The organism is Xanthomonas hortorum (assembly GCF_040279205.1).
In the GTDB taxonomy this organism is placed as follows: Bacteria; Pseudomonadota; Gammaproteobacteria; order Xanthomonadales; family Xanthomonadaceae; genus Xanthomonas; species Xanthomonas hortorum_F.
The window spans coordinates 1-22,906 of record NZ_JBEOLS010000003.1; the positions used below are offsets into that span (position 1 = coordinate 1).

A 22,906-nucleotide genomic window follows, 5' to 3' on the forward strand; every position below is an offset into this window, starting at 1 on the left:
ACCTTGACGCTGGTGGAGTCCAGCGAGACTGCTTCGATTTTGATGCGCACGATCTGGGATTTCTGCAATTGGGCGAACATCCGGTCCAGCACACCCGCCTTGGCCCAACGGTTCATGCGCGTGTAGACCGTATGCCAGTTGCCAAAGCGCTTGGGTAGGCCGCGCCATTTGCAGCCATGCTCGGCAACGTAAAGGATGGCGTTGACCACTTGCAGGTTGGTCATGCTGACATTGCCGCGCTGCGCCGGCAGGCAGTGTTCGATCAGAGAAAATTGTGCTGGCGTGATCTCCATGCACGATAGTTTAATCGCTCGGGCCATTAGTGTTAACAGGCCCTAATTGCTTTTTGCTCTGGACTCGTCCATCCGTACGCGAACTAACGCGGCAGGCGTGATCTTCTCACCGGTTCCGACTTTGAAATATCCAAACTGCGTTCATCCTGCGCATTGTGCAAACAGATCGCGCTCGCGTGCGTAGACACTGGTTTTGACCTGCATCAGACCCAGGATCGAGGGGAACAAGGCATCGTGATCGGTGTACTGACCGGCGCGGTGACGCAGGCAGGTTTCATCCAGGCCGCGATCGCGCGCGAACTCCGGCGAGAACCACATCACCATCGGCACGTGGGTCTGCTCCTTGGGCGCGATCGCATATGGCACGCCATGCAGATACAGGCCTTTTTCGCCGAGTGATTCGCCGTGATCGGAGACGTAGATCATCGCGGTGTCGTAGTCCTGCAAACCGCGCAGCGCGTGGATGGCCTGATTGAGAAAATGGTCGGTATAGCCGATGGAATTGTCGTAGGCATTGACGATGTCCTGGCGGCTGCAGCTGCCCAGATCGGCGGTTTTACACACAGGTTTGAAGCGTTCGAAATGCGCCGGGTAGCGTTCGAAGTAACTCGGTCCATGGCTGCCCAGTTGATGCAGCACCACGACGCGATCGCCGGGCTTGGCGCGCACCTGCGCGGCAAGGTCGCTGAGTAGAATCTCGTCCATGCAGCGGCCGTCGGCACATAATCCCGGTGTGGTGGCATCGTCCAGCTTCTGAAGCTCCAGGCCATCGCATACGCCCTTGCAGCCAGACTGGTTGTCGCGCCACAGCGTGGAAATGCCGGCGTGATCGAGGACATGCAGCAGCGACTGATGGCCGCGGATCATGTCTTCGTTGTAATCGCGCCGGCCAAACGGCGAGAACATGCAGGGCACCGAGACTTCGGTGCTGGTGCCGCACGAATGCATGTCGGGGAAGTTGATCACCCCGGCCTGCGCCAGCTCCGGCGTGGTCTGGCGTGCGTAACCATTGAGGCCCCAGTTCTGCGCACGTGCGGTTTCGCCCAGGACCACCAGCAGCAAACGCGGGCGACTGCCGGCTGTGCGTGGCGTGGCCATTGCATCGTGCTCGATCGGCTGTTTGGGTGCGTGCTTGATCGGCGAATCGGATTTGAGGTTCTGTCGCAACGCAACGATATAGTTAATTGGCGTGGCCAGGTAACGCACCTCGCGGTGATTGCGCATCAACGCGGAAATATCCTGGAACGACAGCATGGTGCCCGCCGCGCCCATCACTGCCACCAGCAGCAGAAAGCCGGCGCGAATCGCCAGCGACCTGCCGGTGCTGCGTGCGCGTAAGCGGCTGCGCCACAACAGCGTTGTCGGGATCAGGAAGTAGCACACCAGCGGCAGGATCAAGCCAGGGGTGAGCAGTTCGCGCGATTCCTTGTGGTCGGTATGCAGCACGTTGCGCAGCATGTCCGCATCCAGATAGACGTTGTAGCTGTCCATGTAATGCGCAGCCAATGCGGTGGTGAACAGCAGCACCGTCAGTAGCGGTTTCGCATTCCAGCGCCAGACCAGCAAGCCCAACAGCAGGGCATGCACGGCCAGCAACAACGCCATCAACGAGATGGCAAATCCAATGCTGCCTGGATGCGTCGCCATCGCCGTGCGCCAGAACAGCTGGTTGCACACCAAGGCGAAAAACAGGCTCGACAGCAAGACCAGTGTCTCGGTCGATACGGTCGGCCGGGTACTCCAGGTCAGCGCACGCGGGCGCGCTTGCCCTTGCGGCTCCGGTAGCCAGGTACTCATGCTGCATCCCCCGATTGCAACATCAAACCGCGCGCGCGATGCGGCCGAGCCAGCATCACGCAGTAAAGTGCCAGTGCGCTCACCCAACACACCGCCAACGACCATAGGTCGTGCGAGAGAAAATGCGCGCCGCGCAGTTGTTGTGCAATACCGAAAATGAGACCTGCTGCTAGACCTGTAAACAAACCCGTAAAGCGCCATGCAGGACGTAGAGACAGCGCGCAAAAATACAGGGCCACCCACGCATAACCGGCGCTTGCATGGCCGGCGGGAAAACACCCGGACGCAGCAATGCCATGGCGTGATTCAAATAAACCGATCATTGCCTGCGTACCGCCATAACGGCTCAAATCCCAGGGGCAATCCATCGCTGTCCATGATTTAAGGAGCGACACCAGCGAGGTCGACAGTGCGATCGATGCAGCGAGATACGTCAGTGGCCAACGCAATGCACGCCTGCGTGGAGTAAACCAAGCGGCCACAGCCAGCAGTAACACGCAGACTCCTGCAGTTGTGCTCAACCATTTGCCGGCGCGATGCATAACGCCGCTGGTAAACCAATGCTCCTTGAGCAGCCATTGCCCGCCTTCCAGGCGATACAGCACATCGGCAATCCACTGGTCGCCACCGGCGCCCATCAGCAGTGCGCTGAGCAACAGCACACCCATCAGCGGCATCCATAGATGGCGAACAAAAAAACGCGCCCGCACATCAGGGGCGATGCGCACCAGAACTGGCGCATGGACGGGAAGCGTGCTCATCGGCATGTCGGTCTGTGTCATTGCCCGGCATCTTCGAAACCCGGATGTCGGAGAGCGGTCGGACCGGAGTTGCTCAGCCGTTAATCGACACCGAGCATTCAGTCTGTATCGCCATCGCTACCGGTTTGTTCGGTGTCGGACGCAGTGGCGATGCAACCGGCGTGCCACGCGGTGCCCGGCACCAGTTGCCATTGATTGCGATTGGATTCGCCGATATCGATGCGCTGCGCCGGAGCGATACACGCCGGTACAGCCTGCTTGAGCACGAATAACCAACGTTTCTCCGGCGCGCGTGCAAGCCACGGACCGGCCTTGTCCCATTGCTGTTGCCAAGATGCCTTGAAGCCGAAGTCGGTCACTGCCCGATCCGCCTGCAGCATGTTCTGCTCGCGCCAGGCCAGCATGCCGAGCTCGGCATCCGGGCCGATGCGTTGACCGACACGCTGCATCAATCGCGCGGCCGAGCTATAGGGATCCAATGCCGGCATCAAACCTAGGCCGTATACGATCCACAGTGCTGCGGTCACCACCACCACCGCAGTGCCGGCGCGTTTGCCGCGCGACCATGCGATCGCTGCCAGGCCGATCACGCCCAGGGCGATTAACCAGACACCCACCGATTGCATCGAGGCCAGATCCATTCCGCGCTTGAGCGCCGTGTTTTCCGCCCAATGCAGATGCAATGCGATCCCGACACCCAATGCCAGTGCGGCCACTGCAAGCAGCAGTACATAGCCGCTCAGCAGCACGCGGATACCGCGCTTGCGCAGCAGCCCGGCCAATAGCGGTGCGGCGGCAATACACAACGCCGGCAGCATCGGAAAGATATACACCTCACGCTTGCCCGGGCTGGCGCTGAAGAACACCAGCACCAACACGCTCCAGGCAAGCAACAGCACATAGCGCGGATCGCCGCGCCGTAGTCGTCGCCACCACGCCGGCAGCAGCCACGGCAACAACAGGCAGCCGGGCAACCACAGCGTGGCGATCACCTGCAGGTAGTACCAGACCGGCTTTACGTGATGCCACGCGTGTGCGTAACGGGTGCCGGTCTGCTTGAACAACAACTCATGCGCGTACGCATGCAGCACCGGGTCGTTGCTCTGCAGTAGCGCGATGCAAAGCGGCCCCAGCCACACCGCAGTGCCGGCCAGAAACGCCGGCAGTACCAACAACCCGCTGCGCCCTGCCTGCGCACGTGCCGGCAACACACTCCAGTGCTTGCGCGGCAGCGCCATCCACGGCAGCAACAGCAGCAGTGGCAAAAAGCCCACGCCCTTGGTCACCGTTCCCACGCCGGCCGCGAATACTCCCAGCGTCCACGCGCGCCAGTCCGGCCCGCGCAGCAGATGCCGCAGCATCCCCCACAACGACAGCGTGGTCAGCGCCACCAGCACCATGTCGATCTGCGCACGCTTGGCCATCAGGCCGAACTGCAGCACCGCAAACAAGGCCAGCACCGCATGGCGCGCCACGCGCCCATTCCATAACCGCCGCGTCAGGTCCCAGGTCAGCCACAGCGTGGCCAGTGCCGCCAGCAGCGAAGGCAGCAAGAAGGCGACCGGCCAGTGCGGCACCAACTGATAACTGGCGGCCTGCAACCACATGAACACCGGTGGTTTTTCGGCATACAGCTCGCTACCGCGATGCGGCAGCAGCCACTGCCCGGTCTCGACCATGCCGCGTGCGGCCAGCACAAAGCGCGGCTCGTCCGGCGGATTGGGCTGACGTAAGCCAAGGCCGGCCAGCAGACTGACAACGATCAGCGCCAGCGCAACCAGCAGCATGCGTTGACGGGACACAGCGGCAGAAATGACAGGCGGCACGCGCACGCTCTGATAAAAGTGGCGGAACACTATCCGGCAAGCAGGTCGGAATTCTGTCGGAAGCACCGGTAACGGTTGCGTTTGGCCAGGCTCGGTTAGGATGCGCAAATCGCCCCTGCCGGGCCGCCCTGGAAACCTGCTCATGCGGCTGCTGGTCATCGAAGACAACCGCAACATGGTTGCCAATCTGTTCGAGTATTTCGAAGCGCGCGGGCACACCCTGGACGCCGCGCCGGACGGCGTCACCGGGCTGCACCTGGCCACCACCCAGCATTACGACGTGCTGGTGCTGGACTGGATGATGCCGCGCATGGACGGCCCAGAAGTGCTGCGCCGCCTGCGCGAGCAGCATCAGTCCGAGTTACCGGTGATCATGCTCACCGCGCGCGACGAGCTGCCCGACAAGATCGCCGGGTTCCGCGCCGGAGCCGACGACTACCTGACCAAGCCCTTCGCGCTGCCCGAACTGGAAGTGCGCATCGAGGCCTTGCTGGCGCGCGCGCACGGCCGTCGTCGCGGCAAGCTGCTGCAGGTGGCCGACCTGCGGCTGGATCTGTCCACGTTGGAAGCCACCCGCGCCGGCCAGGTGCTGCATCTGTATCCGGCCTGCCGCAAATTGCTGGAAGTGCTGATGCAGGCCAGCCCCGCCGCCGTCACCCGGCAACGGTTGGAGCAATCGTTGTGGGCCGACGACCCACCCGATGGCGACATGCTGCGCTCGCATATCTACGAATTGCGCCGCAGCGTGGACGGCCCGTTTGCGCAGAAGTTGATCCACACCTTGCCGCGGCTCGGCTACCGGCTGGCGGTGCTGGATGGCGCCAGCGCGCTTGCCACAGGCGAATCCATCGATGGCTAAGCAGCGACCGTTGGGCCGCCGCGTGTTGGTGTGGTTGTTCGGTTACACGTTGTTGATGACGCTGGCGGTGTTCGGCACCGCGCAGTATCTGCACGAGCGCGCCGAACACGGCGTGTGGCGCTCGCTGCTCAACTCCGAACTGGACAGCATTCTGGACCGCAGCGCGCAGGATCCGGGTTACCGCTGGCAGGATTCGGACACCTTGCGGCTGTACCGCGTCGATGACAGTGCGGCGCTGCCGCCGGTGTTGCGCACTTTGCATCCTGGCCTGCACGACGAACTGGAAATCGCCGGCCGCCAGAGTGCGGTGATGGTGCGCGACACCGCGCAGGCCGGTCGCCTGGCGCTGGTGCTGGACATCACCGATTTCGAAGCGCTGGAAAAATTTCTCACCCGCTGGATGCTCGCCGCGGGCATCGCGCTGATCAGCGTCACGTTGGTGATGGGCACCTATGCGATGGCGCGGCTGGTGCGGCCGTTGGTCGAGCTGGCACGCGATATCGGCGCGCTGCGCCCGGAGCGGCGCGCGCAACGTATCGCCGTGGGCCCGCAGGGCAGTGCCGAGCTGTACGTCATCGCCGATGCGCTCAACGATTATCTCGAGCGCAACGGCCAGTTCGTGGAGCGCGAACGCGCCTTCATCGACAGCGCCAGCCATGAGTTGCGCACCCCGATTGCGGTGATCGGCAACGCCGCCGAACTGGCGCTGGAACAGCCCGGTACACCGCCTGCGGTGCGTCATCAGCTCGAGCGCATCGCGCATACCAGCGGTGCGGTGGAACAGCTGATCACCTTGTTGCTGGTGCTGGCCAAGGACCCCGGACGGCTGAGCTGCGGCAACGACACGCTGCGCCTGGATCAGCTATTGCCGGAGATCGTCGCCGACCACGCGCATCTATGTGCCGACAAGGATCTGCAGGTGCTCATCGACCCATTGCCGGCGTGCAGCCTGACCGCGCCGGTAGCCATCGTGCAGACCGCCATCGGCAACCTGCTGCGCAACGCGATCGAGAACAGCGACCGCGGCATCATCCGCGTCTCGCTCTCTCCACCAGGCGTGGTGCGCATCGCCGACCCGGGCCATGGCATGACGCCGGAAGAAATCAGTGCCATCTATGCGCGGCTGGCACGCGGCAATGCACGCCAGGGCAACGGCATCGGGCTGGAGTTGATCGGGCGCCTATGCGAGCACCTGGGCTGGCATCTGCATCTGGATTCCAGCGCAGGGCAGGGCACGGTGGCGACGCTGGATCTGTCCGGCTCGACGATTGCGACCGGGCTGCAGGGATAAATAGTCGCGATGCGTGTTGTGCGCGTAGCGCTCATCGCATCGGCGGCCGTGCGCGAGCTGCTGAGTGCCTCTCGATCAAGAAAAAAACTGCAAGACGAACCACGCTGCATCGCCGACTACGTCAGTAGCGTGAATCGCGAATCCGCAGTTTTATCAAGACCGCGCAGCACTTAAGCCGGCAACAACCCGCGCTCACTCAACCAGCGACGCGCATTCTCCGCATCCTGCTCGAACCATGCACGCGTGGATCCCAGCCGGTACGTATAGCCCCAGGTATCCATGTCGGTCATCAGGCGCGCGCTGCCCACGCCGGGTAACTGCTCGGCCAGCAGGATCTGCAGATAACAGGTCGCGTCTTCTTCATCCACCGAGTCGGTGGCATCGGTATGCACGGCGGCACGCTTGTCTGCCGGCAACACGATCAGATGCCCGGCCTCATGCAGCAGCGAATGCACTGGCGTGTCGTCGCGCACGTAGACATCGCAACCGATGATGCCGGCTTCCGGCTCGCCCCAGAAACTGCCCGGTATCGGCGCGCCCGCATCCACGCGATGCAGGCGCAGGCCATAACGTGCGAGCAGCGCGGCGGGTGCGTCCAGGCCGATATCGGCCACGCACAACACAGTGGCAGATTCGGATTCGGAGTCGAATGCGGAAGAAGAATCGATGGTCACGCGGGAGAGCTCGCGGTCGGGTCACACATTAAAACGGCACCGTGCAAACACGGTGCCGTCCAGAGGATGTGGAGTGGCCAACACAACGTCGCGAGCAGCCTGGCGGTGATCGCAGTCGTTTTGCCAGCCACTCTTACTTGTCGCCGTCTTCCGGCAACGCGACCGAGATATCCAGCACATCGTGTTCGCCGTCCTTGACCAGATCAACCCGTACCGCATCGGCATCGATGTTGACGTACTTCTTGATCACTTCCAGCAATTCGCGCTGCAGCAGCGGCAGGTAGTCCGGACCTCCGCGATGGTTGCGCTCCTGCGCAATGATGATCTGCAGGCGGTTTTTGGCCGTCTCGGCGGTGTTCTTCTTGCTCTTGAGAAAATCGAGCAGGCCCATGCTTACCCTCCGAACAGCTTGCTGAAGAAGCCTTTCTTCTCCACGGATGTGAATCGCATCGGGCGGTCTTCGCCCATGATGCGGGCGACCGCGTCGTCGTACGCCATGCCGGCCGGCGACTCGGCATCCAGGATCACCGGCTCGCCCTTGTTGGAAGCGTTGAGCACATCGCCGGATTCGGGAATGATGCCGATGGCCTTGAGGCCGAGCACTTCTTCCACGTCGGTGATGCTGAGCATTTCGCCGCCTTCCACGCGGCCCGGGCTGTAGCGGGTCAGCAGCAGGAACGCAGGAACGGTCTTGCCTTCCTCGGCCTTGCGGGTCTTGGAATCGAGCAGGCCGATGATGCGGTCGGAGTCGCGCACCGAAGACACTTCCGGGTTGACCACCACCACCGCGCGGTCGGCAAAATACATCGCCAGGAACGCGCCTTTTTCGATGCCGGCCGGCGAGTCGCAGACGATGTACTCGAAGCCGTCGGCAACCAGATCCTTGAGCACCTTCTCCACGCCTTCCTGGGTGAGTGCATCCTTGTCGCGGGTCTGCGAGGCAGCCAGCACGTACAGGTTGTCGAAGCGCTTGTCCTTGATCAGCGACTGCTTGAGCGTGGCTTCGCCATGCACGACGTTGACGAAGTCGTACACCACGCGCCGCTCGCAGCCCATGATCAGGTCCAGGTTGCGCAGACCGACGTCGAAGTCGATGACGGCGACCTTCTTGCCGCGCTTTGCCAGCCCGCAGGCCAGGCTCGCGCTGGTGGTGGTCTTGCCGACGCCGCCCTTGCCGGAGGTGACTACGATGATTTCAGCCAAAGGATTTCTCCGAAATATTTCAGTGGTTGGGCTGCGTCAGTCCAGCGCAGCGATCTTGATCTGATCCTGCTCCAGCCAGACCTGGACGGCCTTGCCACGCAGTTCCATGGGGACATCGTCCAGCACCTTGTAGTGGCCAGCGATGGCGACCAGTTCGGCGTGGAAATCGCGGCAGAAGATGCGCGCGTCGGTATTGCCTTGCGCACCGGCCAACGCGCGGCCGCGCAGGGTACCGTAGATATGGATGCTGCCGTCGGCGATCACCTCGGCGCCGGCACCCACCGTACTGAGTACGGTCAGGTCGCAGTTCTCCGCATACAGCTGCTGTCCCGAACGCACCGCGTTGCGTTGCATGCGGCCAGGTGCCGGGCGCACGACAGGCGCGGCGGGTTCGGCGCGTGCAGGTGGCGGCGGTGGCGGCGGTGGGCTCACTGCAGTGGGTTCGTACTGCGCACGGAACTTGGCCAGCAGCGGCACGCCGAGCTGTTGCGACAGCAGATCGATCTCGCTGGTGCCGTAGGCCAATGCAACCGGCAGCACGCCGGCCGCACGCAGACCATCCAGCAGCGCCTTGGCGGTGGTCACGTCGGGCAATTGCGACAGCCCACCAAAATCCAGGATCACCGCCGCACGCCCGAACAACTTGGGCGCGCGGGTCACCCGTTCCTGCATCTCGCGCAGCAGGCGCGGCACATCCAGCGTGCGCACGCGCAAATTGGCGATACCCACCTGGCCGATCTTCAGTTCGCCGGCTTGTTCAAAATCCACATTCACACTCGCCACGCCTCAGCTCCCCGTCGATGCGTTGTCGGTGGCAGCGGCGTGACGCGGCCGGCCGACCCACGGCAACTGCTCGGGCAACTTGCCGCCATAGGTCTCCTTGACCCAGGGATAGCTGCACATGTCTTTCATCAGCATGCTGGCGCGCACTTCCACATCGGCCATGGTGTTCTGGCCGACCTCGCGGAAGCCGAAGCTGCCATGGAACAACAACGCCGCATCGGCGCCATGGTCCAGGAACACCTCGCAGGCCAGTTGCGGGTAGCGCAACTCGGTGTAGCTCTGCACATCGGCATAGAACGCACGCCCGACGCCACCACCGCGACGGCGGCTGGCGACCACGATGCGGTCGATGTAGAAAAATTCCGGATGACGGTCCCGGAACCAGGCGAAATTGCTGCTGTCATGCGCACTGCCGCTACCGAACCCGACCAGAAACCCGGCCAGGTTGCCGTCGCGCTCGGCGACGCGAAAATATTCGGCCTGCTCGTAGAAGCGCTGCAGCTTGTTTGGATCCAGCGGCAGGATTGCCAGTCCGGCATTGTTGTTCAGGGCCAGGACGGAATCGAGCTCGTGCTCGCGCACGTCGCGGATAACGATCGACATTGGGACTCCGTGGGGTAACGCTCTCGACCCGAAATCGGATCTGCGTCGGATTATTACATGCGTGGCCTGAAGCGGCGACCCGGCATGCGCTCTGCGCTGGGCATGCGGACGAGGAGGCGGCAGCGGCGTGCCGATGTCGGAGTGCAACTTGTTGCCAACGCGCCGATGCATGACTTCCGGCAAGAGGGCAGGGCCGCGCGTTACGCCTAAGATGCGTACATGTTGGGATACCTCAGTCATACGCGCGTCCTGCGCTTCGCCGGCCTGTTCACCTGGGCGATGATCGCCATGCCCTTGGTGTACACCTACTGGCCGGTTGCCGAAGAGGGCGACCACCGCAGCGTGGCCGAAGCCCTGCTGATGTCGGGGTTCTTCGTCGGTTTCGGCGCCAGCTACTTCTGGTTGACCCGCGGTTTGAACAGCGGCGGCCACGCGCACTGGTACGACCGGCTGATTCTGCTGCTGCTCACCATCTTCGCGCTGGCGGTCAGCTATCTGAGCGGAACCGGGCTGGGCAGCATTCTGATGATGGTGGCGGCCGGGGTGATCCCGTGGCTGCTGCCGCTGCGCATCGGCGTGGCCTGGCTGGTGCTCAGCCAGCTGGCGGTGCTGCCGGTGTTCTATTACCTGCGCCCGGACTTCACCCTGTTCGCCGCGCTGATGCAGTCGCTGTTGTACGGCGGCTTTTCAATGTTCATCTTCGTGACCAGCCTGGTCGCGCGCCAGCAGACCGATGCGCGCGAAGAACAGCGCCGGCTCAATGCCGAATTGCGTGCCACCCGGGCCTTGCTGGCCGAAAGCGCCCGCATCAACGAGCGCACCCGCATCTCGCGCGAGCTGCACGACCTGCTCGGCCACCACCTCACCGCGCTGAGCCTGAATCTGGAGGTGGCCGGCCACATCACCGAGGGCCAGGCCCAGGAACACGTGCGCCAGGCGCATACGCTGGCCAAACTGCTGCTCACCGACGTGCGCGAAGCGGTCAGCCACCTGCGCGACAGCGGCGCCATCGATCTGGAAGCGGCCTTGCGCCCGCTGGTGACCCAGGTGCCCTCGCTGGACATCCATCTGGACATCGCCCAGCCGCTGACCCTGGACGACCCCGAGCGCGCCCACGTGCTGCTGCGCTGTACCCAGGAAATCATCACCAATGCGGTGCGCCATGCCGGTGCGCGCAACCTGTGGATCCAGGTGCGCCGCGATGCCGACACCGTGCTGATCGACGCCCGCGACGACGGCCACGGCGCCGACACCGTGGCGCCCGGCAACGGGTTGCGCGGCATGCGCGAACGCCTGAACCAGTATGGTGGCCAGCTCGAGATTCAAACCCGGCGGGGTGACGGCTTCGGCCTGCGCATCTCCGTTCCAGGCGCGCCGGCACTGATGCCTGCGGCCGTGACCCAAGGAGTGTTCTAGATGATCCGTGTGTGCCTGGTCGACGACCAAACCCTGGTACGCCAGGGCATCCGCTCGCTGCTGGCGCTGGACAACGGCATCGAAGTGGTCGCCGAGGCCTCCGATGGCAAGCAGGCGGTCGAGCAGATTCCGCAGATTCAGCCCGATGTGGTGCTGATGGACATGCGCATGCCGGTGATGTCCGGGCTGGAGGCGCTGCAGATGCTCTCGCGCAACGGCACGCTGCCGCCGACGATCATCCTGACCACCTTCGACGACGACCAACTGGTACTGGCCGGGCTCAAGGCCGGCGCCAAGGGCTATCTCCTCAAGGACGTCTCGCTGGAACAGCTGGTCGGCGCGATCCGCACCGTGGCCGGTGGCGGATCGCTGGTGCAGCCGGCGGTGACCCAGCGCCTGCTGTCGGGCCTGGAACACATGCGCAACGAGTTCGTCAGCCTGGACCGCCCCGATCCGCTCACCGACCGCGAGACCGAGATCCTGCGGCTGATGGCCAGCGGGTTTTCCAACAAGGAGATCGCCAATTCGCTGGGCGTGGCCGAGGGCACCATCAAGAATCACGTCTCCAACATTCTGTCCAAGCTCGGCGTGCGCGATCGCACCCGCGCGGTATTGAAGGCCTTCGAGCTGCAGTTGGTCTGACGGCATCGCCCGGCGGCGCCCAATCCCCGTCGGCGCTGAGGGGCACGGCGCCCGGCGCGTTTCACCCTGCGGGCGTGCCTGATTCACTGCGGTGCGATTCACCGTGGCGCGTTGCTGTGCATCTGCATGGCAACAGGCTGACGAGCAGGGCGAATGCGCCATGCCATCGCTGCATCACACACAGGCATCGCGCGATGTGCATGATAGCGGCGCGCAATCCGTCCAAACCCCTGCCTGGATTAGGATTGCGTCGCTGTGCAACGGCGTGTCTTGCGCTGGATGACACCGCAAGACCGCGCTACCCGTCGCACAACTGAACATCTTTCTCGAAGCCTGCTAGGATGGCGGCTTCGCTTCACTCAACCCGGCCGTGGGATCGGCCCCGGAGACCTCCTGAATGACCCGTATTATCGAGTTCCTGATCGCCTTGGGGATCGTGGCTGGCCTGTTTGTCGTAGTGGGCCTGGTGTTGCCCTCGGAGCGGCAGATGTCCGAGAGTGTTGAGACCAACCGCAGAATGACGATTGTTTACGACACCGTGAACAGCTTCCGTCGTTTCAAGGATTGGAACCCGCTCGTGCTGCGTGACCCCAAGCTCCAGCTGAAGCTGGCCGGCCCTGAAGAGGGCAAGGGTGCACGTATCGAGTACAGCTCCACCGAAGGTTACATCGGCAAGGGCAGCTGGGAGATCACCAACAGCGTCAAGAACGAGCGCGTTGAGATTTCGATCGACGATCCCACCAAGGGCTACGACAAGGTCACCAATTTCACTCTGGTGCCGACCGGCAAGAACAACAAGAACGTCAAGATCACGCAGGACTACAGCGTCAAGTACGGCTGGAACCTGTTCGGTCGTTATGCCGGCTTGTATGTCAGCCGCCACGTGGGTGACGACCTGAAACTGGGTCTGTCGCGCCTGGCGACCGCACTGGCCACCGTTCCCAATTTCGACTACCGCGCCGAGCTGGATGGCAAGCCGGTGTTGAGCGATCTCAAGATCGTCGATGTGCCGGCCGAGGACCTGTTGGTCGTCACCGCAGGCAACATCGATCGTGACAACGAGACGATCAAGAAGTCGATCAAGGACAACCAGGAGTGGATCAAGCGTGTGATGGATTCCAACGGCCTTGAGGCTGCGGGTCCGGTGCGCATCGTCACCACCGACTTCGCGTCCGACAAGTACGCCTTCGACGTCGTGCAGCCGGTGCGCAAGCGTGCCGGTGCGGCTCCCAAGCCGGATGCGGCCAAGGACAAGGACGCTGCCAAGAAGGACGACGCCGCTGCCGCTGCTCCGGTCGATGCAACCCCGGTCGCCGCCACTGGCGAAGAGCTGAAGGTCAATATCCCGACCGAAGCACCGGTGAAGTACGAGCGCACCAAGGCGCATCGCTCTGCCTATGCAACCTACGCAGGCCACATGGCCGGTCTGGATGCAGTGCGTAGCTCGCTGCGTGCCTGGTCTGCCACCAACGGCAACGACGTGACCGAGCGTCCGTACGAGTCGTGGAAGGCAGGCGTGGACAAGTCGTTTACGCCGGAAGGTGTCTACGATGTTTACTGGGCCATCAAGTAATCGTTTCACCACGATGAGTTGATCCAGACGAAAACGCGCCGCAGCCTTGCGGCGCGTTTTTTTTTGCGCCACGGCGCTGCAATGGAGCCTGCCCTCATGTCCCTGCTCGAACGTCGTAAGAAACATCCCTCGCTGCTGGCGTTCTGCGGCGCGTTGCTGGCCGCCATCGCGGTGGGGTTGTCGGCCTATGCCTCGCATGGCGTGGCCGATGCAGTGCTGCAATCGCGGCTGCAACTGGCGTCGCTGTACGCATTCGGGCATGGCGCGGTTCTGGCCGTGCTTGGCACCACCGAAGCGCGCGCGCTGGGTCGGATCGGTCTGTATCTGCTGTTGATCGGCACGCTGCTGTTTGCCGGTAGCCTGGTCGGCGGTGCGCTGCTGCAGTGGCCCACCAGCCTGGCGCCGGTTGGCGGGGTCAGCCTGATGCTGGGCTGGGTGGTGCTGGCGATCGGCGCGTTGAGGCGCTGAGCATGCCGCGCCATGCCCGCGGATTCGATGTGGAAGCTGCGTTCGCGCACTTGACCCGGCGCGACCGCGCGCTGGGTGCGTGGATGAAGCGCATTGGCCCGATCGCGCCACAGCCGGGCTGGCGCAAGCCGTTCGATCCGGTGGATGCATTGGCGCGCGCGATCCTGTTCCAGCAACTCAGCGGCAAGGCGGCCTCCACGATCGTGGCGCGGGTGGAAGTGGCGATCGGTGCGCAGCGGTTGCATGTAGATACGCTCGCTCGTATCGACGATGCGGCATTGCGCGCCTGCGGCGTGTCCGGCAACAAGGCGCTGGCATTGCGCGATCTGGCGCGGCGCGAACGGGAAGGCGAGATTCCGTCGTTACGCAAGCTCGCTTTCATGGACGACGAGGCGATTGTCCAGGCGCTGATACCGGTGCGCGGCATCGGCCGCTGGACGGTGGAAATGATGCTGATGTTTCGCCTGGGTCGCCCGGATCTGCTGCCGATCGACGACCTGGGCGTGCGCAAAGGCGCGCAGCGCGTGGACAAGCAGGAGCTGATGCCGACACCGAAGGAACTGGCCGCACGCGGCGAACGCTGGGGCCCGTATCGCAGCTACGCCGCGTTCTATCTGTGTAAGATCGCCGACTTCAGCGTGGCGACCAAGGTGCCGACGCCGCGCTCGCAGGAGTAGCTCGCGCGCAGGGGTGGCAGACAAGCTGGGCGGTCGTGTCGCGCTGCGTCGCGTGAGGCATGACGCGCGGCCGGCTTACGTCGCCGACCAACGCCAGTGCCACGGCTCGTAGACGATGCCATGCGGGTTGTCGCGCGGATAACTCAGGCGAAAGCCGAACTGCGCGGCATGCGTACGCAACCACGCAAATGCCGGCGTCGCTTCGAAGGCGTCTTCGGCCGGCGGCTCGCCTGGCGTGCCGATATCCAGTGCATCGCCGCTATGGTGTTCGCTGAAGCCTGGCGCTGCGTTGACGGCCAGAATCTGGGCAAGCGTGAGGCCGCGCGCGAACTTGCGTTCGAAAATGCCCAGTTGATAGTCGTGACTGCGATAGCCCGAGATCGCATCGAGCAGGACGCCCGTGCGTGCCGCATCGATGCGCATGCGGTGCCAGGCGCGGGCCGCGCCGTGGCTGAGCCAGAGCGGCCGACCGAAGCGGTCGCGGCCGGCATGCTGCAGCACGGCCGGTTCGGCGATCAGCGTCAGGCCGGTCTGGCTGACGTAATCGTCGTGAGCGATGCCCAGCTGCGCCAGACGGCGTTGCAGGCCGTCGATCGGGAGCGTGGTGGCGCGGGGCGGCAGGCGGGGCGTGCCGGCATCCAACTGATCCAGCGCCTCATCCAGGCCGGGCTCGCGTGCCAGCCGCGGCATCAGCGGCATCAGCCCTTGCGCCAGTTGCGCGGCCAGATAGCGCCCATCGCGCTTGCGCCTTAGCAGCCAGTCGGCCTGCGCCAGCACGCGCGCGTCGGCATTGCTGCGCGCGTGCAGAAGGGCGGCTGGCACCAGTTCGATAGAGCGGGTATTGAGCAGCAGGGTCGGCACGGGACGTATCGGCATCGGCACAGGGTAGGCCGAAGTGGCCAGCGCGGCCAGCGAAGGCAAATCCTGGTACAGCGGCGGGTAGCCGTGGCTGCGAGAGCTCGGCGACCACCGCGGCCACGTCCGTCATCAACGCAGCGCACGAGCGGCCACTGCGCGCCAGCTGCCGAGGCGCGCTGGTGCGCCGATGTCAGAGTTCCTTCTTGAACACCAGCAGCGCTGTGCCAAGCGGCATATGCATGAGGATGTTGACCAGCTCCCAGCCGAGGTTGCCCTGCTTGACCAGTTCGGCCTGGATGTCCTCGCTCTTGATCGTGCCGATAAACGACGGCTTCAACTCGATGGTCAGATAGTTCCAGCGTTTGCTCATGCTTGTGGTTCCTTGTCGTCGCGCGGCTTCGGCAGCCGGCCGGCCTTGCGCAGCGCATCGCGCAACACGTATTCGATCTGTGCATTGAGGCTGCGCAGTTCGTCGTCTGACCAGCGCTGCACGGCGGCCAGGACGTCGGCGTTGATGCGCAGCGGATAGGCCTTCTTTTCGTTCACTCGCGCTCCCCGCGGCCGCTGTGGCGGCGCAGGTGCATCACCATCGAGACGATCAACACGTTCACGCCGACGAGCATGCCGATCACCACCGCGTAGATGCCGGCGCGGTTGTCGCCAGCCCAGTACAGGCATGCGGCACCGATCAGGATCACCAGGCCGATCAGCGCCCAGCGCAGGCCCAGGCCACGCGCACGGTCGTCCTCGTCCGCTCCGATCGACGCGGCGATTGCCAGCGCGGGCAAGCCGGAGAGCGCGACCACCAACGGCACCATGACATTCATCGCATCACCTCAATACAGCGAGCCGGCGTTGACCACCGGTTGGGTGCCACGATCAGAACACAACACCGTGAGCAGGTTGCTGACCATGTGCGCCTTGCGCTCTTCGTCCAGCTGTACCACGCCATTTTTCTGCAGTTCGGACAGCGCCATTTCGACCATGCCCACCGCACCGGCGACGATGCGCGTGCGTGCGGCGATCACCGCATTGGCCTGCTGCCGCTGCAGCATGGCCTGGGCGATTTCCGGTGCGTAGGCGAGGTGGCTGATGCGCGCTTCGATCACATCCACGCCGGCCTGGGTCAGGCGCTCGTCCAGATGGCGCTTGAGTTGCTCGCTGATTTCAGCCGGGTGGCTGCGCAGCGAGATCTGATCGTCTTCGTGCTGGTCGTAGGGATAGCTGGTGGCCATTGCGCGCAGCGCCGCTTCGGACTGGATATGCACGAAGCTTTCGTAATCGTCCACGTTGTAGACCGCTTCGGATGCGTCCAGCACCTGCCACACGATCACGGCGGCAATCTCGATCGGGCTGCCGTCCAGTTCGTTGACCTTGAGCCGGCCGCTTTCGAAATTGCGCACGCGTTGGCTGACGCGGCGCTTGGCATAGAAGGGGTTGTTCCAGCGCAGCCCCGGGTCCTTGACCGTGCCGACGTACTTGCCGAACAGGCTCAGCACTGCGGCCTGATTCGGCTCCAGCGTGTACAGGCCGGCCAGCATGAAGATGCCCACCGCCACCACCAGCAGCGAAGTGAGAAACCCGCCCGGCGTTGTGGTGGTGGCAGCCATCGAGGTGAGGATGAACCACGCCGCGCCTGCGAACGCCGCGCCGGCGGCGAGGATGACGGGAATGCCCGGCAGTGAGCTGATCGGCTTCTCTTTCATGAGTCAGGTGTCCTTGGGGAGTGGAAAAAAGATATCAAATTGATATCAGTCGACGCAAGGGCTCTGACCGGCGGTCTGGGTGGCGGCCCGTTAGAATGGCGGCCCCCTTCCGATCTGGACCGCGTTCATGACTACTCTCGGCACGCCGTTGTCGCCTTCCGCCACCCGCGTGCTGTTGCTCGGCGCGGGCGAGCTGGGCAAGGAGGTGGCGATCGAATTGCAGCGCTTCGGGGTGGAAGTGATCGCTGCCGACCGTTACGCCAATGCGCCGGCGATGCAGGTGGCGCATCGTTCGCACGTGCTGGACATGCTCGACCCGCAGGCACTGCGCGCGCTGATCGCCAAAGAGCAGCCGCATCTGATCGTGCCGGAGATCGAGGCCATCCATACCGAAACGCTGGTCGCGCTGGAGCGCGAGCAAGGGCAGAAGGTCATTCCGACTGCGCGCGCCGCACGCCTGACCATGGACCGCGAAGGCATCCGTCGTCTGGCGGCCGAAACCCTGGGCCTGCCGACCTCGCCGTATCGTTTCGTCGACACGGCTGCCGAGTACCGCGACGCCATCGCCGCTGTCGGCCTGCCGTGCGTGGTCAAGCCGGTGATGTCGTCCTCGGGCAAGGGCCAGAGCACCCTGCGCAGCGAAGCGGACATCGATGCGGCGTGGGAGTACGCGCAAACCGGCGGGCGTGCCGGTGCCGGTCGCTGCATCGTCGAAGGCTTCATCGACTTCGATTACGAGATCACCTTGTTGACCGTGCGGCATGCCGGCGGTACTTCGTTCTGCGATCCGATCGGGCATTGGCAGAAAGATGGCGACTACCGCGAAAGCTGGCAGCCGCAGCCGATGTCGCCGGCCGCGCTGCAGCGCTCGCAGCAGATCGCGCAGGCGATCACCGATGACCTTGGCGGCTGGGGGTTGTTCGGTGTGGAGCTGTTCGTGAAGGGCGACGAAGTCTGGTTCAGCGAAGTCTCGCCGCGCCCGCACGACACCGGCCTGGTCACGCTGGTATCGCAGGAGTTAAGTGAATTCGCGCTGCACGCGCGCGCCATTCTCGGCCTGCCGGTCGGTGCCGACAACGGTGGCGTGATCCGTCAGAGCGGGCCATCGGCCTCGTGTGCACTGCTCGCACACGGCCACGGCGTGCCGGCCTTCGATAACGTTGCCGATGCACTGCGCGACCCGGATACCGCACTCCGTTTGTTCGGCAAGCCGCGCGTAGATGGTCATCGCCGCGTCGGTGTCACGCTGGCGCGTGCCGACAGCATCGATGCTGCGCGTGAGAAGGCACGTGTGGCGGCTGAGGCGCTGGCGATCCGGCTGGACGCCTGAGGCGCAATGCGTGTCGGGGCAGGGGTTGTAGCGGTAGCAAAGAACCGCTCCCTGCTCTGGCGACTCGGGTGGGCGCTCTCGTCACCGACCGCGCTAGCCCGGCATTGACGAGCGCCGACCGCATCCCGGCACGTCTTCAACATACCGCGGCACGAGCACCCCGTGCTCCTGCCGTAGCTGCCGCTGTTCAACGGATCGTCCGCAGGAGAAGCCTGAGTCAGCTCAGAGCCAGATGCTTCGAATCCCGAATCCCCAATCCCGAATCCCCCAATCACGGCTTCTCAGCCACATCCACCCACACCGCATGATGGTCGCTGCCATCGGCAATCGCCGCTTCCGGCGTGCTGCTCGCGGGCCAGAAGATGCCGCTGCCGATCAGGGTGAACTGGCGCGATGGCAGCACGTAGTCCAGACGCATCGTGCCGGCCTGCGGGCCGAAGTCGCCGGTGACCTGCTGCGGGTCGCCGCTATGCGCGATGCCTAGCGCGGCGTATTCGGCGGTTTTTTCCGGGCCGCCGTCGCTGTGCGGGGTGGGGTACTGCAGCACGCGCGGATGCGTGATCAGTGCGCGGATCGCATCGTGGCGGCCGGCGCCATCGACCGGGTCGTTATTGAGATCGCCGAGGATCACAAAGCGTGCGTCGGCCGGCAGACCACCGCAGCGGCCCTGGTCGTCGCACAGCCATGCGGCGTCTTTTGGGTTATCCAGATACTCGCGCCATAGCCGCAGTTCGTCGTGATTGCGGGCGGCGTTGCGCTTCTCGGCACCGTCGAACACCGGCGGTGTGGGATGCGACACCAGCGCGTGCACCACGCCCAGCGGCGTGCGCACCGGCACGTCCCAATGCGATTTGGACGACAGCCGCAGTTGCGCCCAGATCGCATCGCGATAAAACGATTTCTTGCTGGACGGATCGGTCGGGCGCAACGCACCCGGCAACGCGCTCCATTTCAGCAGCTGGAAACTGCGCACCGCCTGTGCATCGATCGGATAGCGCGACAGCACCAGCATGCCGTACTGGCCAGGGTGCAACCCATACCCCCAGGCATCGTTGCCGCGCGAACGGCCATCGCCACCGACAGTGCCGTTGTTGTCCAGATCCAGCCCACTCGGCACGCCGGTATTCACTGGTGCCAGGTAGCGATATGGATAGCGCAGCGCTTCGCCGCCGCCCGGCTGGGCGACCTGCAGATAGCGCTGCTGAAACAGATCGGCGGCGCGATGCTCGGGGTCGAAATCGAACTCGTTGAGCAGCACCAGATCCGGGCGCACCCGTTGCAGCACGGCGGCGATCTTGCGCGCATGCGCGCTGTCGCCCTGCAGTTCGCGCACCAGGCCGCCGGCCTCGTCGGAATACAGCGAGGTGTTGTAGGTCGCGATGCGCAAGCGGGCAGGTTCAGGCGCGGCAGCGGAAGCGCCGGGCGCGGTATCGGAGGAGGGCGCGCGATGCGCGCAAGCAGCGCAGAGCATGGTCAGCGCAAGCAGCAGGATGGGTTTGATCATCGCGACATTCTCGCATGCGGGAGACGACAGGCCGATGTCGTCGTCCGGTGGTTCAACCTGCCGGTGCAGGGGCGGGGAGCCCGCGCCACTGACGGCCGTCGTAAGCTTCCAGCGCGCTGAAGTGGCGCTTGTAATTCATCTTCGCGTGGCCGTCGATCCAGTAGCCCAGATACACATGCGCGCGCCGCTCGCGTTGCGCCCACTGGATCTGCTGCAGGATCGCGAAAGTGCCCAGACTGCGCGCGGCGGCATCCGGCGCGTAGAACGTATAGACCGCCGACAACGCGTGCTCGGTGACATCGGTGACCGCAACGGCGAGCAATCGCCCTGGCGCGTGCGCCACCGCCGGTTCGCGTATCTCAAGAAAGCGCCCATGCGACCAGCCGCCGATCAGGAACTGGTCGAATTCGGTGGCGCCATGTTCGTCCATGCCGCCGCCGGGGTGGCGGTGCTTGAGATACTGCCGGTACAACGCAAGTTGTTCGTCGGTGCGCTCGGCGGCGACCACGCGCACCACCAGGTCCTGGTTGCGCGCCAGGCAACGGCGCTGACTGCGATCGTGCCGGAACGCATCCACGGCAATGCGCACCGGCACGCAGGCGCGGCAACGTTCGCAATGCGGCCTGTAGACCAGATCGCCGGAACGCCGAAATCCCCACGCCAATGCCTGCGGATAAATTGCGCCCAGACGCGGATCGTGCGGGTCCAGTACCAGGTCGCGCGCACGCCGATCCGGCCAGTAGCCGCAGGCATGCTCGCCGGTCTGGAACAGGCGCAGGTCGTCGTGGGTGTCGGCGTGAATGGCCATGGACGCAGGATAGCGCCTGCGTGTCGCAACAGCGGCGACTGTCCGCCGGATGAATACGGCCGGTGGCCGGGTCAACGCGCGTGCCGATCGCTCGTTGATGTGGGTGTTGGTGGCAGCGCACGGTGGATCCGGATGCGCCACCCACGCGATGCGGCCCATGCAGGTGCCGCGTGTGGTTCTCACATCCCAGGAGTTTCTCATGACGTCTCGCAAACCGTTTCTCGCATTGGCCGTGCTGGCCGCCCTGTCCACCGGCGCGGTGTTCGCCGCTCCGCCTGCCGCTGGCGATGCGCCGCGTCCTGCCAAGCTCGACAAGAACGGCGATGGCGTGATCGACCGCAGCGAAGCGGCGGCCGATCCGAAGCTGGCTGCGCAGTTCGATACGCTGGACACCAACAAGGACGGCAAGCTGGCGCGCGATGAGCGTCCGCATCATCGGGGCCCGGGGCGTGGTGGACGCGGTGAATGGATGAGCAAGCTCGATACCAACAAGGATGGTCGCATCAGCCGCGAAGAAGCCAAGGCCGAGCCCAAGTTCGCTGCGCGTTTCGATGAGATGGACGTCAACAAGGACGGCTTTGTCGATCGCGCCGACCGTGCGTTGCGCATGCAGCAGCATCGCGATGCGTGGTTTGCCAAGGCCGACACCGACAAGGACGGCAAGTTGAGCAAGGCCGAGTTCGATGCGGCCTCCAAGCAGCGCGGCGAGCACGGTCCGCGTGGTCCGGGCGAGCATGGCGAGCGTGGTGATCACGGCAAGCGTCCGATGCCGGCCAAGCCCGCTGCGGCCAACTGAGCACGTGTTGACGCGGCACGTGGCTGAACACGTGCCGCGTCAACTTTAGCGGTAAGGACGTCAGTCACACGGATGATGCAACAAGGCGCCGATCGACCCATGGCCTCCCGCAAGGGAGGCTTTTTTCACGGGGCTGCCGGATGCGCTGCGGTCACCTCGGCGGTTGCTGGAAAAGGCGAGCTCATGCCGTAATGGCAACTCGCACGGGTACCGGCAGCGCGATGTGCCAGTGTGTTCCGGCCGGTGCAGCACTGCGGTCTGCCGTCAGGTCCCGGCAGCGTTGGAATACTCTCCTGCGAAAAGACCAGTGCCGATTCGGGCGCTCGGCATTACCGTGACGCCAGCGCAGGTTGTCATTTGCTGTGCCACTCCTTGTGGACAGGATTGGCGAGCGTGTTCTTTTCCTGCGTGTAGGTTCCGTTCTGCTGCGCAATGGCTTCACCCGTCTCGACGATGGCGTTTTGAATGAAGACGTTTTCCTTGCCGCTGCGGATGAAGGTCAGCTGGTGGAAGGCGGTTTTGTTGCCCCAGTCTGGAGAGGGGAGTGAGATGAACTTCACCGTGCAGGTCTCGTCGTCGAAACTGCCTTGCAGGACGTAGACGCCATAGTGGTTCTCGCCCTGCGAAATGATCTTGTACATGCCGTTGCCGTAGTAATAAATCTCCGCATCGGGAAACGGCTTTTTCTCGTACATCTTGCGATAGTGGAGCACCTGTTTGACGGTGGGTTCTCCAAAGCTCACGGTCAGCGTCTGGCCGTCGGGCGAGGTTGTCAGTCCTTCCGCGTGCGCGCCAGCGCTGCTCAGCAGCATCAGGCCTGCGGTCACGATCTTTTTCACTGCATTGCTCTCCTGGTCTTTTTCAAGCGCCGTGTGCCGAAACTGCACTGTTGCAGTCGCACAGCCGCTGGAATACTCGCAGAGAAGCAGTGGCAATGAAATTCATTGGGATACAGTCAAAAAATGCGGCTCAGCCACGCTGTGATGGGGCCGTGCCGTTCACAACGCGGATATTCGCCGGCGCTCAGCGCGCCTGCCG

Annotated in this window: 26 protein-coding genes; 9 read left to right on the top strand and 17 right to left on the bottom strand. The window is 64.1% G+C overall.

The features are described 5' to 3' along the window. From ABS769_RS01875 to ABS769_RS01890, 4 genes are all read right to left on the bottom strand, one after another. Positions 1 to 293 (bottom strand): transposase (locus tag ABS769_RS01875; RefSeq protein WP_350498048.1); only part of this gene is annotated, 293 nt, incomplete at its 3' end. Positions 294 to 434: 141 nt separating this feature from the next. Continuing rightward, a complete protein-coding gene (locus tag ABS769_RS01880; RefSeq protein WP_317060262.1) occupies positions 435 to 2,090 on the bottom strand; it encodes a phosphoethanolamine transferase in 1,656 nt (551 codons plus the stop codon). Then, positions 2,087 to 2,851 carry a phosphatase PAP2 family protein gene (locus ABS769_RS01885; RefSeq protein ID WP_317060273.1) on the bottom strand — a complete coding sequence of 255 codons (765 nt, stop codon included), beginning with the start codon at positions 2,849 to 2,851 and terminating at the stop codon, positions 2,087 to 2,089. The genes ABS769_RS01880 and ABS769_RS01885 overlap by 4 nt, the downstream gene beginning before the upstream one ends. Before the next feature lie 98 nt (positions 2,852 to 2,949). Continuing rightward, complete coding sequence (locus ABS769_RS01890; RefSeq protein WP_317060272.1) at positions 2,950 to 4,683, bottom strand: ArnT family glycosyltransferase; 1,734 nt, start codon at positions 4,681 to 4,683, stop codon at positions 2,950 to 2,952. 136 nt (positions 4,684 to 4,819) lie between these two features. On the opposite strand from ABS769_RS01890, the gene ABS769_RS01895 reads away from it, so the two are divergent. Continuing rightward, positions 4,820 to 5,536 (top strand): response regulator transcription factor, encoded by a 717-nt coding sequence (locus tag ABS769_RS01895; RefSeq protein WP_317060260.1) that lies wholly within the window; start codon positions 4,820 to 4,822, stop codon positions 5,534 to 5,536. After that, positions 5,529 to 6,827, top strand: coding sequence for a sensor histidine kinase (locus ABS769_RS01900; protein ID WP_074056926.1), 1,299 nt, complete (start codon positions 5,529 to 5,531; stop codon positions 6,825 to 6,827). The genes ABS769_RS01895 and ABS769_RS01900 overlap by 8 nt, the downstream gene beginning before the upstream one ends. Before the next feature lie 170 nt (positions 6,828 to 6,997). Here ABS769_RS01900 and ABS769_RS01905 read toward each other — a convergent pair whose 3' ends face one another. The 5 genes from ABS769_RS01905 to ABS769_RS01925 form a co-directional block, all read right to left on the bottom strand. Next, on the bottom strand, positions 6,998 to 7,501 hold the full coding sequence (locus ABS769_RS01905; protein ID WP_317060258.1) for a hypothetical protein: 504 nt from the start codon (positions 7,499 to 7,501) through the stop codon (positions 6,998 to 7,000). Between the two features lie 133 nt (positions 7,502 to 7,634). After that, positions 7,635 to 7,892, bottom strand: a complete 258-nt coding sequence (minE, locus tag ABS769_RS01910) for a cell division topological specificity factor MinE (RefSeq protein ID WP_005994583.1) — start codon at positions 7,890 to 7,892, stop codon at positions 7,635 to 7,637. Positions 7,893 to 7,894: 2 nt separating this feature from the next. Further along, positions 7,895 to 8,704 carry a septum site-determining protein MinD gene (gene minD / locus ABS769_RS01915; protein WP_006450025.1) on the bottom strand — a complete coding sequence of 270 codons (810 nt, stop codon included), beginning with the start codon at positions 8,702 to 8,704 and terminating at the stop codon, positions 7,895 to 7,897. A 36-nt stretch (positions 8,705 to 8,740) separates the two neighbouring features. Continuing rightward, entirely contained in the window at positions 8,741 to 9,487 is a 747-nt protein-coding gene (gene minC, locus ABS769_RS01920) for a septum site-determining protein MinC (protein ID WP_168957960.1), read from the bottom strand. Between the two features lie 3 nt (positions 9,488 to 9,490). Continuing rightward, positions 9,491 to 10,090: a GNAT family N-acetyltransferase gene (locus tag ABS769_RS01925; protein WP_006450023.1), complete on the bottom strand. Its 600-nt coding sequence runs from the start codon at positions 10,088 to 10,090 to the stop codon at positions 9,491 to 9,493. A gap of 219 nt (positions 10,091 to 10,309) precedes the next feature. On the opposite strand from ABS769_RS01925, the gene ABS769_RS01930 reads away from it, so the two are divergent. From ABS769_RS01930 to ABS769_RS01950, 5 genes are all read left to right on the top strand, one after another. Beyond that, positions 10,310 to 11,506: a sensor histidine kinase gene (locus tag ABS769_RS01930; protein WP_006450022.1), complete on the top strand. Its 1,197-nt coding sequence runs from the start codon at positions 10,310 to 10,312 to the stop codon at positions 11,504 to 11,506. After that, positions 11,507 to 12,148, top strand: coding sequence for a response regulator (locus ABS769_RS01935; RefSeq protein WP_006450021.1), 642 nt, complete (start codon positions 11,507 to 11,509; stop codon positions 12,146 to 12,148). It begins immediately after the preceding gene. A 397-nt stretch (positions 12,149 to 12,545) separates the two neighbouring features. After that, positions 12,546 to 13,721: an SRPBCC family protein gene (locus ABS769_RS01940; protein WP_074056929.1), complete on the top strand. Its 1,176-nt coding sequence runs from the start codon at positions 12,546 to 12,548 to the stop codon at positions 13,719 to 13,721. An 81-nt stretch (positions 13,722 to 13,802) separates the two neighbouring features. After that, on the top strand, positions 13,803 to 14,189 hold the full coding sequence (locus ABS769_RS01945; RefSeq protein ID WP_317060253.1) for a DUF423 domain-containing protein: 387 nt from the start codon (positions 13,803 to 13,805) through the stop codon (positions 14,187 to 14,189). 2 nt (positions 14,190 to 14,191) lie between these two features. Further along, a complete protein-coding gene (locus ABS769_RS01950) occupies positions 14,192 to 14,866 on the top strand; it encodes a DNA-3-methyladenine glycosylase family protein (protein WP_317060251.1) in 675 nt (224 codons plus the stop codon). A gap of 75 nt (positions 14,867 to 14,941) precedes the next feature. On the opposite strand, the gene ABS769_RS01955 is transcribed toward ABS769_RS01950, so the two are convergent. The 5 genes from ABS769_RS01955 to ABS769_RS01975 all read right to left on the bottom strand — a co-directional run bounded on the left by ABS769_RS01955 (position 14,942) and on the right by ABS769_RS01975 (position 17,430). After that, positions 14,942 to 15,742, bottom strand: a complete 801-nt coding sequence (locus ABS769_RS01955; RefSeq protein ID WP_317060250.1) for a M15 family metallopeptidase — start codon at positions 15,740 to 15,742, stop codon at positions 14,942 to 14,944. Between the two features lie 172 nt (positions 15,743 to 15,914). Continuing rightward, positions 15,915 to 16,094: a DUF4177 domain-containing protein gene (locus ABS769_RS01960; protein ID WP_023903110.1), complete on the bottom strand. Its 180-nt coding sequence runs from the start codon at positions 16,092 to 16,094 to the stop codon at positions 15,915 to 15,917. Further along, complete coding sequence (locus ABS769_RS01965; protein ID WP_006450015.1) at positions 16,091 to 16,270, bottom strand: hypothetical protein; 180 nt, start codon at positions 16,268 to 16,270, stop codon at positions 16,091 to 16,093. The genes ABS769_RS01960 and ABS769_RS01965 overlap by 4 nt, the downstream gene beginning before the upstream one ends. After that, positions 16,267 to 16,551, bottom strand: a complete 285-nt coding sequence (locus ABS769_RS01970; protein ID WP_006450014.1) for a hypothetical protein — start codon at positions 16,549 to 16,551, stop codon at positions 16,267 to 16,269. The genes ABS769_RS01965 and ABS769_RS01970 overlap by 4 nt, the downstream gene beginning before the upstream one ends. 9 nt (positions 16,552 to 16,560) lie before the next feature. Next, on the bottom strand, positions 16,561 to 17,430 hold the full coding sequence (locus tag ABS769_RS01975) for an SPFH domain-containing protein (protein ID WP_006450013.1): 870 nt from the start codon (positions 17,428 to 17,430) through the stop codon (positions 16,561 to 16,563). A 127-nt stretch (positions 17,431 to 17,557) separates the two neighbouring features. On the opposite strand from ABS769_RS01975, the gene purT reads away from it, so the two are divergent. Beyond that, the gene (purT, locus tag ABS769_RS01980) at positions 17,558 to 18,760 is read left to right on the top strand and encodes a formate-dependent phosphoribosylglycinamide formyltransferase (RefSeq protein ID WP_317060248.1); all 1,203 of its coding nucleotides are present in this window, start codon (positions 17,558 to 17,560) and stop codon (positions 18,758 to 18,760) included. Positions 18,761 to 19,031: 271 nt separating this feature from the next. Here the strand turns inward: purT and ABS769_RS01985 are convergent, their stop codons facing one another. After that, positions 19,032 to 20,264, bottom strand: coding sequence for an endonuclease/exonuclease/phosphatase family protein (locus ABS769_RS01985; RefSeq protein ID WP_317060247.1), 1,233 nt, complete (start codon positions 20,262 to 20,264; stop codon positions 19,032 to 19,034). Positions 20,265 to 20,316: 52 nt separating this feature from the next. Beyond that, positions 20,317 to 21,231: an arginyltransferase gene (locus tag ABS769_RS01990; RefSeq protein WP_317060270.1), complete on the bottom strand. Its 915-nt coding sequence runs from the start codon at positions 21,229 to 21,231 to the stop codon at positions 20,317 to 20,319. Here ABS769_RS01990 and ABS769_RS01995 point away from each other — a divergent pair. Next, positions 21,122 to 21,868 carry an EF-hand domain-containing protein gene (locus ABS769_RS01995; protein WP_430544123.1) on the top strand — a complete coding sequence of 249 codons (747 nt, stop codon included), beginning with the start codon at positions 21,122 to 21,124 and terminating at the stop codon, positions 21,866 to 21,868. The two genes, ABS769_RS01990 and ABS769_RS01995, sit on opposite strands and share 110 nt — an antisense overlap. 353 nt (positions 21,869 to 22,221) lie before the next feature. On the opposite strand, the gene ABS769_RS02000 is transcribed toward ABS769_RS01995, so the two are convergent. After that, positions 22,222 to 22,680 carry a hypothetical protein gene (locus ABS769_RS02000; protein ID WP_183086879.1) on the bottom strand — a complete coding sequence of 153 codons (459 nt, stop codon included), beginning with the start codon at positions 22,678 to 22,680 and terminating at the stop codon, positions 22,222 to 22,224. Positions 22,681 to 22,906: the final 226 nt, after the last annotated feature.

Excerpts from the sequence above, each read along its gene's own strand:
- ABS769_RS01880 (WP_317060262.1), bottom strand. The coding sequence starts at position 2,090 with ATGAGTACCTGGCTACCGGAGCCGCAAGGGCAAGCGCGCCCGCGTGCG.
- ABS769_RS01885 (WP_317060273.1), bottom strand. The coding sequence starts at position 2,851 with ATGAGCACGCTTCCCGTCCATGCGCCAGTTCTGGTGCGCATCGCCCCT.
- ABS769_RS01895 (WP_317060260.1), top strand. The coding sequence starts at position 4,820 with ATGCGGCTGCTGGTCATCGAAGACAACCGCAACATGGTTGCCAATCTG.
- ABS769_RS01900 (WP_074056926.1), top strand. The coding sequence starts at position 5,529 with ATGGCTAAGCAGCGACCGTTGGGCCGCCGCGTGTTGGTGTGGTTGTTC.
- minE (WP_005994583.1), bottom strand. The coding sequence starts at position 7,892 with ATGGGCCTGCTCGATTTTCTCAAGAGCAAGAAGAACACCGCCGAGACG.
- ABS769_RS01925 (WP_006450023.1), bottom strand. The coding sequence starts at position 10,090 with ATGTCGATCGTTATCCGCGACGTGCGCGAGCACGAGCTCGATTCCGTC.
- ABS769_RS01930 (WP_006450022.1), top strand. The coding sequence starts at position 10,310 with ATGTTGGGATACCTCAGTCATACGCGCGTCCTGCGCTTCGCCGGCCTG.
- ABS769_RS01935 (WP_006450021.1), top strand. The coding sequence starts at position 11,507 with ATGATCCGTGTGTGCCTGGTCGACGACCAAACCCTGGTACGCCAGGGC.
- ABS769_RS01940 (WP_074056929.1), top strand. The coding sequence starts at position 12,546 with ATGACCCGTATTATCGAGTTCCTGATCGCCTTGGGGATCGTGGCTGGC.
- ABS769_RS01945 (WP_317060253.1), top strand. The coding sequence starts at position 13,803 with ATGGAGCCTGCCCTCATGTCCCTGCTCGAACGTCGTAAGAAACATCCC.
- ABS769_RS01950 (WP_317060251.1), top strand. The coding sequence starts at position 14,192 with ATGCCGCGCCATGCCCGCGGATTCGATGTGGAAGCTGCGTTCGCGCAC.
- ABS769_RS01955 (WP_317060250.1), bottom strand. The coding sequence starts at position 15,742 with ATGCCGATACGTCCCGTGCCGACCCTGCTGCTCAATACCCGCTCTATC.
- ABS769_RS01960 (WP_023903110.1), bottom strand. The coding sequence starts at position 16,094 with ATGAGCAAACGCTGGAACTATCTGACCATCGAGTTGAAGCCGTCGTTT.
- ABS769_RS01970 (WP_006450014.1), bottom strand. The coding sequence starts at position 16,551 with ATGAATGTCATGGTGCCGTTGGTGGTCGCGCTCTCCGGCTTGCCCGCG.
- ABS769_RS01975 (WP_006450013.1), bottom strand. The coding sequence starts at position 17,430 with ATGAAAGAGAAGCCGATCAGCTCACTGCCGGGCATTCCCGTCATCCTC.
- purT (WP_317060248.1), top strand. The coding sequence starts at position 17,558 with ATGACTACTCTCGGCACGCCGTTGTCGCCTTCCGCCACCCGCGTGCTG.
- ABS769_RS01985 (WP_317060247.1), bottom strand. The coding sequence starts at position 20,264 with ATGATCAAACCCATCCTGCTGCTTGCGCTGACCATGCTCTGCGCTGCT.
- ABS769_RS01995 (WP_430544123.1), top strand. The coding sequence starts at position 21,122 with ATGAATACGGCCGGTGGCCGGGTCAACGCGCGTGCCGATCGCTCGTTG.
- ABS769_RS01990 (WP_317060270.1), bottom strand. The coding sequence starts at position 21,231 with ATGGGCCGCATCGCGTGGGTGGCGCATCCGGATCCACCGTGCGCTGCC.
- ABS769_RS02000 (WP_183086879.1), bottom strand. The coding sequence starts at position 22,680 with ATGCTGCTGAGCAGCGCTGGCGCGCACGCGGAAGGACTGACAACCTCG.